Annotated in this window: 12 protein-coding genes; 6 read left to right on the top strand and 6 right to left on the bottom strand. The window is 70.5% G+C overall.

The window, feature by feature from the left end; translation table 11 throughout:
- Positions 1–146: 146 nt before the first annotated feature.
- Positions 147–1,070 (bottom strand): NAD(P)-binding domain-containing protein, encoded by a 924-nt coding sequence (locus WA675_RS07705; protein WP_336083134.1) that lies wholly within the window; start codon positions 1,068–1,070, stop codon positions 147–149.
- A gap of 21 nt (positions 1,071–1,091) precedes the next feature.
- On the opposite strand from WA675_RS07705, the gene WA675_RS07700 reads away from it, so the two are divergent.
- Positions 1,092–1,448, top strand: a complete 357-nt coding sequence (locus WA675_RS07700) for a winged helix-turn-helix transcriptional regulator (protein WP_336083133.1) — start codon at positions 1,092–1,094, stop codon at positions 1,446–1,448.
- A 17-nt stretch (positions 1,449–1,465) separates the two neighbouring features.
- On the opposite strand, the gene WA675_RS07695 is transcribed toward WA675_RS07700, so the two are convergent.
- Positions 1,466–2,302 carry a phosphoribosylaminoimidazolesuccinocarboxamide synthase gene (locus WA675_RS07695; RefSeq protein ID WP_336083132.1) on the bottom strand — a complete coding sequence of 279 codons (837 nt, stop codon included), beginning with the start codon at positions 2,300–2,302 and terminating at the stop codon, positions 1,466–1,468.
- 168 nt (positions 2,303–2,470) lie between these two features.
- Entirely contained in the window at positions 2,471–3,427 is a 957-nt protein-coding gene (locus tag WA675_RS07690; protein ID WP_336083131.1) for a GlxA family transcriptional regulator, read from the bottom strand.
- Between the two features lie 70 nt (positions 3,428–3,497).
- Here WA675_RS07690 and WA675_RS07685 point away from each other — a divergent pair, with 70 nt between their 5' ends.
- The 4 genes from WA675_RS07685 (at position 3,498) to WA675_RS07670 (ending at position 8,709) form a co-directional block, all read left to right on the top strand.
- Complete coding sequence (locus WA675_RS07685) at positions 3,498–4,445, top strand: NADP-dependent oxidoreductase (protein ID WP_336083129.1); 948 nt, start codon at positions 3,498–3,500, stop codon at positions 4,443–4,445.
- Positions 4,446–4,693: 248 nt separating this feature from the next.
- On the top strand, positions 4,694–7,285 hold the full coding sequence (gene pepN / locus WA675_RS07680) for an aminopeptidase N (protein WP_336083127.1): 2,592 nt from the start codon (positions 4,694–4,696) through the stop codon (positions 7,283–7,285).
- A gap of 207 nt (positions 7,286–7,492) precedes the next feature.
- A complete protein-coding gene (locus WA675_RS07675) occupies positions 7,493–8,098 on the top strand; it encodes a ClpP family protease (protein WP_336083125.1) in 606 nt (201 codons plus the stop codon).
- 20 nt (positions 8,099–8,118) lie between these two features.
- Positions 8,119–8,709 carry a ClpP family protease gene (locus tag WA675_RS07670; protein WP_336083123.1) on the top strand — a complete coding sequence of 197 codons (591 nt, stop codon included), beginning with the start codon at positions 8,119–8,121 and terminating at the stop codon, positions 8,707–8,709.
- Between the two features lie 72 nt (positions 8,710–8,781).
- On the opposite strand, the gene WA675_RS07665 is transcribed toward WA675_RS07670, so the two are convergent.
- From WA675_RS07665 to WA675_RS07655, 3 genes are read right to left on the bottom strand one after another with little or no spacing between them, the layout of a single operon-like run.
- A complete protein-coding gene (locus WA675_RS07665; protein WP_336083122.1) occupies positions 8,782–9,618 on the bottom strand; it encodes an SDR family oxidoreductase in 837 nt (278 codons plus the stop codon).
- A 22-nt stretch (positions 9,619–9,640) separates the two neighbouring features.
- Complete coding sequence (locus WA675_RS07660; protein ID WP_336083121.1) at positions 9,641–11,119, bottom strand: flavin-containing monooxygenase; 1,479 nt, start codon at positions 11,117–11,119, stop codon at positions 9,641–9,643.
- A complete protein-coding gene (locus WA675_RS07655) occupies positions 11,116–12,066 on the bottom strand; it encodes a patatin-like phospholipase family protein (RefSeq protein WP_336083120.1) in 951 nt (316 codons plus the stop codon). The genes WA675_RS07660 and WA675_RS07655 overlap by 4 nt, the downstream gene beginning before the upstream one ends.
- Positions 12,067–12,126: 60 nt before the next feature.
- Here WA675_RS07655 and WA675_RS07650 point away from each other — a divergent pair, with 60 nt between their 5' ends.
- The gene (locus WA675_RS07650; RefSeq protein ID WP_336083119.1) at positions 12,127–12,726 is read left to right on the top strand and encodes a TetR/AcrR family transcriptional regulator; all 600 of its coding nucleotides are present in this window, start codon (positions 12,127–12,129) and stop codon (positions 12,724–12,726) included.
- Positions 12,727–12,935: the final 209 nt, after the last annotated feature.

Below are 12,935 nucleotides of genomic sequence, written 5' to 3'. Positions count from 1 at the left end.
CGCGGCGAGGGCGGCGGCCGCGAAACGGTGGGACAGACCGCCAGGGCCGTGCTGCCGGTCAGTGGGCAGCGGCCATCGGCGACGGGACATCCGCGCAGCGGTGGGACAGATCGACGAGGCCGTGCTGACGTGGGGCGGTGGCGCCCTCACGGTCCGGTGAGTGTCCGGCGCAGGACACCGAACAGTTCGGTGGGCGTGCCGGATTCGGTGGCCGCCTTGTCGATCAGGCCGATGGCAGCGGCGGTGAATTCGTCGCTCTGTTCGGGAACGTACTGGTCCGGAGTGTCGATCCCGGGTGCGTACTGGGCGAGCATCGCCGTCATGGCCTGGAGGAACGGCGCCATCAGGGCCGCCAGCTGTGCCGCCGAACCGCCGGTGGTGCGCACCATCGCGCCGCCCTGCGCGAAGGCGGCGAACATGGCGTACATGCCGCCGAGGATCGACACGTCGTACATGGCGGCCGCGCCGGGATCGGCGCCGACGAACTCGGCCCGGCCGAACACCTCCAGCACCGTCCGGTACTTCGCGAAGGCCGCCGCCGCTCCGCTGTAGAGCACGAAGGCGTCCGGCCCGCCGATCATCGACGGCACGGCCATGATGCCGCCGTCGATCCAGGCGATCCGCTCGGCCTCGGCCCACCGGCCCAGCGCCCGCGCCTGTTCGGGCGAGGTCGTGGTCAGGTTCACCACCACCCGGCCGCGCAGGCTCTCGACGGCGGGCTCGACGTGCTCGCGCACCGCCGCGTCGTCGAGCACGCACAGGATCACCAGCTCGGCCGCCGTGAGCGCCTGCGCGGCCGTGGCCGCCACTGTCGCACCCTCGGCCGCCAACGCCTCGGCCCGCGCGGCGGTGCGGTTCCACACCGTCACCTCGTGTCCAGCGGCCAGCAGCGCCTGCGCCAGCGCGGTGCCCATGGCACCGAGACCGAGCACCGAAACCCGCTGTGCCGTCACCGAATCGGTCATATCTTCCCCTTGTCCTGTAGCTCGCGCCGCCGCTCGGCGATGCCCATCCAGCTTCGCCTCGCGCGCTACAATCGACAAGTACCGACTATCAAGTCCAATACTCACCAAAAAGTAAGTAAGGCGCGTATGAAGCAGCGAGAGCGTCCGTATTCCTGCGGGATCGATGCCGCGCTCGATGTGGTCGGCGGCAAGTGGAAGGCGCTGATCCTGTGGGCACTGTCCACCGGCACCCAGCGCTTCGGTGAGCTGAAACGGCTCGTGCCGGGGGTCACCGAGAAGATGCTGATCCAGCAGTTGCGCGAGCTCGAGCACGACGGCATCGTGCGCCGCGAGATCTACCCGCAGGTGCCGCCGAAGGTGGAGTACTCGCTCACCGAGCTCGGGGTCTCACTCAACGCGGCGCTGGTGACGCTCGGGTCGTGGGGCAACGACAATATGGCGCACATCTGCGCGGTGAAGGGGGTGGCGGCGCCGGTGCACTGACCGGCGCCGCGCGCCGGTCAGTGCTGGATGCCGGTCCAGGTCTTACCGGTGATGCGCTCGTAGGCGTCTTCGTACTTGCGGCGGGTCACCTCGACGATGTCGGCGGGGATCTCCGGGCCCGGGTACTCCTTGTTCCAGCCGGTGGAGGTCGACCAGTCGCGCACGAACTGCTTGTCGAAGGAGCGCTGGGGGCGGCCCGGCTCCCACTCGTCGGCGGGCCAGAAGCGCGAGGAATCCGAGGTGAGCACCTCGTCACCGAGGGTGAGTACCGCACCGTCCCAGCCGAATTCGACCTTGGTGTCGGCGACGATCACGCCCGCCTTCGCCGCGTGCTCGGCACCGCGCGAGTAGATCTCGAGGGTCAGCTCGCGCAGCTGCTCGGCGACCTCGCGGCCCTCCTGGTTCACCACGTCGGCGAAGCTGATCGCCTCGTCGTGGCCCTCGGCGGCCTTGGTGGACGGAGTGAAGATCGGCTCGGGCAGCTTGTCGCCGTCCCGCAGACCCGGCGGCAGCGCGATGCCCGACACGGTCCCGGACTGCTGGTACTCCTTGAGCCCCGAGCCGGTCAGGTAGCCGCGCGCGATGCATTCGACCTGCACCATCTTCAGCGGCTTGACCCGGATACCGCGCCCGGCGAACTCGGCGGGCACATCGGTGGCCGAGACCACGTGATTGGGGATGCCGGTGAAGTACTCGAACCACCAGTTCGACAGCTGGGTCAGCAGTGCGCCCTTCTCCGGGATCGGGGTGGGCAGCACGACGTCGTAGACCGACACGCGGTCGGAGGCAACGAGCAGCAGGGTGTCGCCGTCCTCATAGAGGTCACGAACTTTCCCGGCGTGCACATGCTTCAACGTCGAGCCTCCGAATCCTGGGCATACGGACTGATGTCTGTGCGAACTCTACCGGCCCACCCCGCCACCGGATCGGGCCTGGTCACCGCGACGCGAGGCCGGTCACATTTCCCGACGGAGCGGTCGCCGAGGGTCGCGCGGGCTCACCCGGCGACCGCCGCTAGGGTTTCAGGCCGTCGCGCGATCATCGTCGGTGAGCCGGAAGGTGCGGCGATAGGCCAGGGGTGCCACGCCGACGCTCGCCTGGAAGTGCTGGCGCAGGGAGGTTCCGGTGGCGAAGCCGACCCGGCCCGCGATCTGCTCGACCGACAACTCACTGGCTTCGAGCAGGTGCCGGGCCCGGGCGACCCGCTGCTGAGTGAGCCAGCGGCCGGGGCTCAGACCCACCTCGTCGCCGAAACGCCGGGCAAAGGTGCGCGGGCTCATGCGCGCGTGGGCGGCCAGCTCGGTGATGGTGAGCGGGAGTTCGAGGTGCTGCATGGCCCAGTGCCGGGTCGCGGCGGTGCTCGCCTGGGCGGGATCGGGGACCGGCTGGTCGATGAACTGGGCCTGGCCGCCCTCACGCCAGGGCGGCACGACACACAGGCGTGCCACCTGATTGGCCACCGCGCTGCCGTGGTCGGCGCGCACGAGGTGCAGGCACAGGTCGACGCCCGAGGCCGCGCCCGCGGAGGTCAGGATGTCGCCGTCGTCGACGAACAGGACGTCGGCGTCGAGCCGGACGCGCGGGAAGTGCTGCCGGAACGCGTCGGCCAGGCGCCAGTGGGTGGAGGCGGGGCGGCCGTCGAGCAGACCTGCGGCGGCCAGCACGAACGCGCCGGTGCAGATCGAGACGATCCGGGTGCCCGGCCGGATGTGGGCGAGCGCGGCGCGGGTGGGCTCGCTCAGCCCGGCGATCGCGTCGGCGGTGTCGCAGGAGGGGACGATCACGGTGTCGGCGGTGGCCAGCAGTTCGGTTCCGTGTTCGACGACGATCCGGAAGTCGGCGATGGTACGCACGGGCTGCCCGTCGACCGAGCAGGTCAGCACCTCGTACCGGTCGGTGAGGGTGCCGAAGATCCGCTGTGGCGTCCCGAGTTCGAATGGGTAGACGCCGTCGAGTGCCAGAACCACCACGCGATGCATGGCACGATTCTATCGAATACTGACCTTTCTGCCATTTTCCGGGCGGACGCGATCCGGCACCGTCTACGGCATGACCGAAACCATGCGCGCCATCAGCCAGGACACCCTCGGTGGACCCGAGGTCCTCCACGAGATCGAATTGCCCCGCCCCACCCCGGGTCCGAGCGAAGTGCTCGTCCGCGTGCACGCGGCCGGGCTCAACCCCACCGACTGGAAGCACCGCGCGCTCGACGGACTGTTCCTGCCTCCGCCGCCGTTCGTGCTGGGCTGGGACGTCTCCGGTGTCGTCGAGGCCGTCGGCTTCGGCGTCACGCTGTTCGCGCCCGGCGACGAGGTGTTCGGCATGCTGCCCTATCCGTACGGGCACGGGTCGATGGCGGAATACGTCACCGGCCCGGCCAGGGCCTTCGCTCGCAAGCCCGCATCCGTCGACCACATCGTGGCCGGGGCGACTCCGCTGGCCGCGCTGACCGCCTGGCAGGCACTGGTCGACACCGCGAGAATCGAAGCGGGACAGCGGGTGCTGATCCACGCGGCCGCGGGCGGCGTGGGCCACCTGGCGGTGCAGATCGCGAAGGCGCGCGGCGCGTACGTCATCGGGACGGCCAGTGCCGCCAAGCACGAACAGCTGCGGGCCCTCGGCGCCGACGAGCTCATCGACTACCGCACCGTCGACTTCGCGGCGGCGGTACGCGATGTGGACGTCGTGCTCGACACCCTGGGCGCCGAGACCAGCCTGCGCTCGCTGCCGGTCCTGCGCCCCGACGGCCTGCTGATCACCATCAAACCGGTCGGAGTGGAGGAAGTGCGCGCGGCGGCCGACCGGCAGGGGGTGCGAGTGGCCGCCCTGCTCGTGGAAGCCGACCACGCCGGGATGAACGCCATCGCCGATCTCCTCGCCGCGGGCACCCTCACGCCCACCATCGCCGGGGTGTTCCCGATGGCGGATTCGGCGCGCGCGCATGCCCTCGGAGACACCGACCGGACCTTCGGAAAACTGGTGGTCACCCTGCGCTGACCGGATACCCGGGGTGGCGTGCCCCCTCGGCGCGCCGCCCCGGGCGGACACCGCGTCGCTGACGACCGGCACGCGCAGCGAAGCCGGTCGAGCCGCGAGGTGGGAGCGGTCGGCCCCCTCGGTGCGGGGTCCGGGGTGAACCCGGGAGCGGCGGTCGGCGGCAGGTGGCATTGTGGACGCTGATGCGCGCGCCGGGGAACACCGGCACGCGCGAACCGTGCCGTGTTCGTCGACGACGAAGGAGATCTATGTCCGCCCCGAATCTCACCCGCGACCAGGCGGTCGAACGCGCCGCCACGGTGGCCGTGCGGAACTACCGGATCGAACTCGACCTCACCGACCAGCCGCGAGGCGCGGGTTCGGAAGTGTCGGACACCTTCGGTTCCAAGACCACCGTCACCTTCTCGGCCACCCCGGGCGCGAGCACTTTCGTCGACCTGGTGGCCGCGCAGGTGCGTTCGGCCGTGCTCAACGGCGACCCGCTCGACATCAGCGGCTACGACGAGTCGACCGGCATCGCGCTGCCGTCGCTGGCCGCCGACAACGAGCTGGTGATCGAGGCCGACTGCGAGTACTCGCACACCGGTGAGGGCCTGCACCGCTTCGTCGACCCCGCCGACGACAAGGTCTACCTGTACTCGCAGTTCGAGACCGCCGACGCCAAGCGCATGTTCGCCTGCTTCGACCAGCCCGACCTCAAGGCCACCTTCGACATCGTGGCCACCGCCCCCGCCGACTGGCAGGTGGTGTCCAACGGCGCCACCGCCGAGCGGCACGAGGTCGGCGCGGTGGTGCGGCACACCTTCGCCACCACACCGCAGATGAGCACCTACCTGGTCGCCATGATCGCCGGTCCGTACACCCGGTGGACCGACAGCTACACCGACACCCACGGCGAGATCCCGCTCGGCCTGTACTGCCGGGCCTCGCTGGCCGAACACATGGACGCCGAGCGCCTGTTCACCGAGACCAAGCAGGGTTTCGGCTTCTATCACGAGAACTTCGGCGTGCCGTACGCCTTCGGCAAGTACGACCAGCTGTTCGTGCCGGAGTTCAACGCGGGCGCGATGGAGAACGCGGGCGCGGTCACCTTCCTCGAGGATTACGTCTTCCGGTCCAAGGTGACCCGCGCCTCCTACGAGCGCCGCGCCGAGACGGTGCTGCACGAGATGGCGCACATGTGGTTCGGCGACCTGGTCACCATGAAGTGGTGGGACGACCTGTGGCTCAACGAGTCGTTCGCGACCTTCGCCTCGGTGCTGTGCCAGGCCGAGGCCACCGAATACACCAGTGCCTGGACCACCTTCGCGAATGTGGAGAAGTCCTGGGCCTACCGTCAGGACCAGCTGCCCTCCACCCACCCGATCGCCGCCGACATCCCCGACCTGCACGCGGTGGAGGTGAACTTCGACGGCATCACCTACGCCAAGGGCGCCTCGGTGCTCAAGCAGCTGGTCGCCTACGTCGGCCTGCAGCCGTTCCTGGCGGGTCTGCGTGACTACTTCGCCGAACACGCCTACGGCAACGCCACCTTCGACGACCTGCTGCGCGCGCTGGAGAAGGCCTCGGGCCGCGACCTGTCGGACTGGGGCGCGCAGTGGCTCAAGACCACCGGCCTGAACATCCTGCGCCCGGAGTTCACCGTGGCCGCCGACGGCACCTTCGCGAGTTTCGCCGTGGCCCAGGACGGTGCCGCGCCGGGCGCGGGCGAACACCGCGTGCACCGGATCGCGATCGGTATCTACGACGATGTCGACGGCAAGCTGGTCCGCACCCAGCGCGTGGAGCTCGACCTCGACGCCGCCGCGCGCACCGAGGTGCCGGAGCTCGTCGGCGCGGCGCGCGGCAAGCTGGTGCTGGTCAACGACGACGACCTCACCTACTGCTCGCTGCGCCTCGACCCGGATTCCCTCGATGTCGCGGTGCAGCGCATCGGCGACATCGCCGGTTCGCTGCCGCGCACGCTGGCCTGGTCGGCGGCCTGGGAGATGACCCGCCAGGCCGAGATGAAGGCCCGCGATTTCGTGGCGCTGGTGCAGCGCGGGATCGGCGCGGAGTCCGAGATCGGCGTGGTGCAGCGGCTGCTCATGCAGGCCAATACCGCCATCGGCAGCTACGCCGATCCGGCCTGGGCCGAGCAGGAGGGCTGGCCCGGCTTCGCCGACCGGCTGCTCGAGCTGGCCCGCGCGGCCGAGCCCGGTTCGGATCATCAACTCGCCTTCGTCAACGCGCTGACCGGCGCGAAGCTGGCGCGCCGCCACACCGAGGTGCTGGCCGCGCTGCTCGACGCCGATCCGGCGGCAGCCGGGCTGGCCGGGCTCACCGTCGACACCGATCTGCGCTGGCGCCTGGTCACCGCGCTGGCGGCCGCGGGCCTGATCGACGCCGACGGCACCGCGACCCCGGCCATCGACGCCGAGCTGGCGGGCGACCCGACCGCGGCGGGCAAGCGGCAGGCGGCCGCGGCGGCCACCGCGCGCCCGATCGCCGAGGTGAAGACGCAGGCCTGGGACACCGTGATGGGCGACGACTCGGTCCCCAACATCACCGCCCGCGCCATCGTCGGCGGGTTCGCCCCCGCCGGTCAGGGCGAGCTGCTGGCCCCGTACGTGGACAAGTACTTCGCCCAGATCCCCGCCGTGTGGGAGCGCCGCTCCAGCGAGGTCGCCCAGACCGTGGTGGTCGGCCTCTACCCGCACTGGGCGATCAGCGAGGACGCCGTCGCCAAGGCCGACGAGTTCCTCGCCGGTGACCACCCGCCCGCCCTCTACCGCCTGGTCTCCGAGGGCCGCGCTGGCATCGAACGCTCCCTGCGCGCACGGGAATTCGACGCCAAGTAACCCACACCCCCAGAGGACCCGGTGCACCCCACACCGGGTCCTCGCGCATTCCGCACTCCCACCACCGCACATCCCGACCTCGAGGAGGGATCGCCGACGAAGTCGGCGGTTCGAGCGCGCCAGCGCTCCAACAAACACTGCTCTCAGCAGATCCGCTCACAGCAGCAATGGGGGCCGAGCACCGTGTGCGCGGGGCACCGTGGATTCATGGCACACGACGACAAGACCCCGATGTTCAGCTGGCGGGCCCGCGAGCAACTCTTCGCCCGCCGGATCCTGGTACTCGACGGCGCCCTCGACGACGACAACGGCACGCTGCTCATCACCCAGTTGCTGACCCTGGCGGCGCAATCCCCCGAAGCACCGATCTCGCTGTGGATCCACTCCCCCGGCGGCTCGGTGCCCTCGATGCTCGCCATCCGCGACGTGATGCGCCTGGTGCCCTGTGAGGTATCGACCCTCGCGCTCGGATTGGCGTGCAGCGCCGGGCAATTCCTGCTGTCCTCGGGATCACCCGGCCGCCGGTTCGCGCTGCCGCACGCCCGCATCCTCATGCATCAGGGTTCGGCGGGGATCGGCGGTAGCGCGGTGGAGGTCGAGGTGCAGGCCGACGATCTGCGCTACACGGTCGATACCGTGCTCGGCCTGATCGCCGCCGACACCGGCCAGCCCTTCGACCGCGTCTACGAGGACTCGCTGCACGATCGCTGGTTCACCGCCACCCAGGCCCTGGAGTACGGGTTCATCGATCACATCGTGGAGTCCTTCGACCAGGTCGTCCCCAACCGCCACCGCATCGGCATCACCGCCTAGCCCCGAGAGGCGCCTTCACCATGACCAGCTACACGATTCCCAATGTCGTCTCCCAGCATCGCGGTGGCGAGCGGATCACCGACATCTACTCACACCTGCTCAGCGAACGCATCGTCTACCTGGGCACTCCCATCGACTCCGGTGTCGCCAACGCACTCATCGCGCAACTACTGCACCTCGAGTCCGACAGCCCCGGCCAGCCGATCAGCCTCTACATCAACTGCGAGGGCGGCGATCTGTCGGCCATGCTCGCCGTGTACGACACCATGCGCTTCATCAAGGCCCCGGTGCACACCACCTGCGTCGGCCAGGCCATCGCGGTCGGCGCGGTGCTGCTGGCCGGGGGCGCGGCCGGGCACCGCGCCATGCTGCCGCACACCCGGATCGTGTTGCACCAGCCCGCGACCCGCGGTCAGGGCACCATCCCGGACCTGATCCTGCAAGCCGACGAGCTCGTCCGGATGCGCGCCGCGGTCGAGGCAATCCTGTCCGCGCACACCGGTCAGACGCCGGAGACCCTCCGGCGCGACACCGACCGCGATCGGGTGTTCACCGCCGAGACCGCGCTCGACTACGGACTGGTCGACCAGGTGCTGCACGAACGCACCTGAGCCTTCGGCGGACGCCCAGACCTCGGCCGTGCGTCGGCGACGCGGGAACGCCGCACCGCCGACGCCTCGGGGTCACTGCTTTTCGATGCGGTCCAGGTAGACGCGGCGGACCTCGTCGTCGACGCGGGTGATGGCGGCGTCGTCGTGGGCGGCCTTGCGCAGCAGCTTCATCACCGGCTCGGGCACCAGCCCGGCAGCATCGGCGGCCAGGCCGACATACCCGGGGACCGCCGTCTCGGCGGCCCGCGTCGTGACCGTGCGCACCACCGCGGCGGCGATGTCCTCGGGGTCGACGGCGGGCAGGATGCCGTAGTCGATCCCGGAACTGAGCTCGGTGCGGACCGCCGAGGGCAGCACCGCGCTCACGCTGACGCCGGTGCCGTCCATCTCCAGGCGGGTCGCCGCGGTCAGGCCGACCACGGCGAACTTGCTCGCGTTGTAGACGGCCAGGCCCTTGATCGGGAACTTGCCCGCCAGCGAGGCCACGTTCACCACATGGCCGTGGCCGCGCTCGACCATGCCGGGCAGGGCCAGGCGCATCCCGTGGATGACACCGTAGACATTGACGTCCATGGTGAGCTGGTCGATCCGGTCGGACTGGTCGAGGAAGGCGCCGTTGGGCATCACACCCGCGTTGTTGACCAGCACGTCGAGCGGACGGCCGCGCCACCGGGCGGCCGCGTCGAGAAACGCCGCGTAGGAGGCCTTGTCGGTGACGTCGAGGGCGTGGCCCATCGCGCGGTCGCCGAGTTCGGCGGCAGCCTGCACGGCCAGCGCCTCGTCCAGGTCACCGAGAGCGACGTGCGCGCCCGCCGCGACGAAGGCCCGCGCGGTGGCCAGGCCGATGCCGCGCGCGGCGCCGGTGATCGCGATCAGCGCGCCGTCCAGGTCGATCCGGGGGTAGCTCATGCTGTGTCCTTTCGGTGCGCGATCAGGCCGGGACGGCCACGTCGTCGTGGGTGAGGGTGAAGTCGGCGGAATCGAAGGCACTGACCCGGCGGGTCAGCTCGCCGGTGGACCACGGCCAGCTGAAACTGTTGCGCCCGTTGGCATCCAGGTAGTAGCTCTGGCAGCCGCCCGCGTTGTAGACCGTGGTCGCGAGCGCGGCCTGCACCTGGTCGACATAGGCGGCCTGCACCTGCGGGCGCACGTCCAGCGCTGCCCACCCTTCGCGCCGGGCGCTCGCGATGGCCGTCACCAGGAAGTCGACCTGGGCCTCCAGGATCGCGAAGGCCGAGGAGTGCCCGGTGCCGAGGCTGGGGCCGAGCACGGTGAACGCGTTGGGGAAACCGGTGGTCACCGTGCCCAGATACGCCTCCGGCGAGCCCTTCCAGTGCTCGGCCATGCTCCGGCCATCGACGCCGTGGACGATATCGGCCAGCGGGGTGTCGAGAATGTGGAAGCCGGTCCCGAGGATGACGGCGTCGACCTCGGCGGTGCTGCCATCGGCCCCGACCGCGACATTGCCGCGGAACTCGGTCACACCGGTGGCGTGCACCTCGACATTGGCGCGGGTCAGCGACTGGAGATAGCTGTTGGAGAACAGGATCCGCTTGCAGCCGAGCAGATAGTCCGGGGTGAGCTTGGCGCGCAGCGCCGGATCCCGCACCACCGCGCGCAGATACGCCGAACCGACCGCCTGCACCGCCTGCATGAGCGGGCGCGGACGGCGGAAGGCGACGCCGAGCCCCTCCATGATCGAGTACTCGATCCCGCGCAGGGCCTTGTGCGCGAACGGGATCCGGCGCATCATCCGCTTCTCCACGGCGGGCACCGCGTGATCGAGCTTGGGCAGCACCCACTGCGCGGTGCGCTGGAACAGGTGCAGCTCGGCGACCTCGGGCTGGATGGCGGGCACGAACTGCACCGCCGAGGCACCCGAACCCACCACCGCGACGCGCTTGCCGCGCAGGTCGTAGTCGTGGTTCCAGCGCGCGGAATGGAAGACCTCGCCCGGGAATTCGGCCAGGCCGGGGATCTCAGGGAAGCGCGGCTCGTTCCACGGACCCGCCGCCGAGACGACGAAGCGCGCGGTCAGCTCGCCCTCGCCGGTCGACAGCCGCCAGCGCCGGGCCTGGACGTCCCAGTGCGCGGCGGTGACCTCGATGCCGAAGCGAGTGCGCGCGGCCAGCCCGTGCTCGCGGGCCACCCGGTCGACGTAGCCGAGGATCTCGGGCTGGGTCGCGAACAGGCGCGACCACTCGCTGTTGGGCGCGAAGGAGAACGAGTACAGCCCCGAGGGCACGTCGCAGGCGCACCCCGGGTAGGTGTTGGCGCGCCAGGTGCCGCCGAAGGTCTCGGCCTTCTCGACGATCAGCACGTCATCGATACCGGCCTCGGCCAGTTTGATCGCAGCGCAGATGCCGGAGATCCCGGCGCCGATCACGATCACGTCGTGGTGGTTGCTCACAGGCTGACTCCTTCGGCCGCGCGGACTGCGGCCGCGACGCGGGTGGGTGCGGTACGGCGGGCGATCTCGAGGGTCGCCGCGCGCCGCGCGATATCCATGAAATTGGGGCCCATCACGGCCAGGTCGACGGCGCCGGGCTCAACCCGGATCACCCGGGTACCCGCCGCGCGCAGCTGAGCGATCTCGCGGTCCAGCCCGCGGGTCATCTGGCCGCGCAGCAGCCGTTCGACGCGGTCGACACCGGTCGCGGGCTCACCACCGGCCGAGGTCATCGGGGCCACCACGACCACCTCGTCGAGTTCGAGCGGGATCAGCAGATCCGCCGAGACCGACGAGACCGCGCCACCGTCGACGTAATTGCGCTCGCCCAGCCGCACCGGTGGGAACCAGCCGGGGATCGCCCAGGAGGCGGCGATGGCGTCACCGAGGTCGACCCGGGGTTCGGCGGTGTCGGCGCCGAAGGCGGTCCGCTCTCCGGTGGCCGCGTCGGCGGCGATCAGCCAGGTGGCGGGGTGCTGCACCCAGCCGTCCGGGCCTGCCAGCGATCGACCGAAGTCGCGCAGCCAGGTGGCGTCACCGCCGCCGCGCGGCAGCAGCCCGGCCAGCGCGGTGTACGCCGAGCGGCGGCGCAGGCCGGTGCCGAGGAGGCCGAGGCCGGGCAGGCCGAGTTTCGGGAGCGGGGGCAGTTTGCCGGGGTCCACGGCCACGTGCCGGGCGAGGACCGGGTCGGCGGTGGGGGCGGCGTCGAGGGCGGCGATCAGGTCGGCGGGTGTCCGGCCGGAACCGAGGGCGGCGACGATCTCGGCGCCCGCCGAGGTGCCGACCAGGACATCGGCGGTGCGGACATCCCAATCGAGGGCCTGTTCGACGGCCTCGAGGGCGACCGCGGTCCAGGCGAAGCCGAGGATGCCACCGCATCCGATGGCCAGGCCACGTCGTGTAGTCATGATTCGGATACTAACGGTATTCGAATTCCAGCGGTAGCCCTTCTTGCTAAACTCCTGCGCATGGCCAGGATGTCGCGCAAACAGTCGCACGCACTCACCCGTGAGCGGCTCGTCGAGACCGCCAAGCGCCTGTTCCTCGCCGACGGGTACAACGTCACCTCGCTGGAGAAGGTCGCCGCCGAGGCGGGGTTCTCCAAGGGCGCCGTCTACTCGAACTTCGCCACCAAGCACGAGCTGGGGCTGGCCGTGCTGGACGTGGTGCACGTGGAACGCGCCGAATCGCTGTCGGACGCGGTGCTGGCAGCGGAAACCCTGGGCGAGCGCATCGAGGGCTTCGGCCGCTGGGCCGACGAGAACATCGGTGATGTCGGCTGGACGGCCCTCGAGGTGGAATTCGCCACCAGCACCCGGCACCTGCCCGAGGTCCGTTCCGAGCTGGCCGAACGCCGCCGCACCCTCACGACGATGCTGGCTTCACTGATCCAGATCCACACCGAAACGATGGGCGTCACCCTGCGCGTCTCGGCGGAAGACGCGGCGCTGCAACTGCTCTCACTCGGTATCGGCCTCGGTGTGCAGCGCGCGATCGACCCGGAGATGCCGGTCGGCGCCCTGGTCGACCTACTACGCGACCTGGTCGAATCCGTCGGGGCGCACTGACCTCGGCGAGACCGCGCACTGCCACGCCATCAGCGACCGGCCAGGTGGGGCGGCGAGGCCGGGTATCGGTGCGACGGTTCCCCGGGCGCGTCAATCGGCGGCCCAGCGATCACCACAGACGCGATCGGCCTGGCACTCGCGCAGCGCCGTACGTTCTGGCCGCCTCACGGTCGTGGCAGCGGCCTCGCGTTCCGGCGGCGACCGCAGGT

Origin of the sequence: Nocardia sp. SSK8 (assembly GCF_037034205.1) — a bacterium.
Lineage (GTDB): Bacteria > Actinomycetota > Actinomycetes > Mycobacteriales > Mycobacteriaceae > Nocardia.
This window is presented reverse-complemented; position numbering and strand designations above follow the sequence as displayed.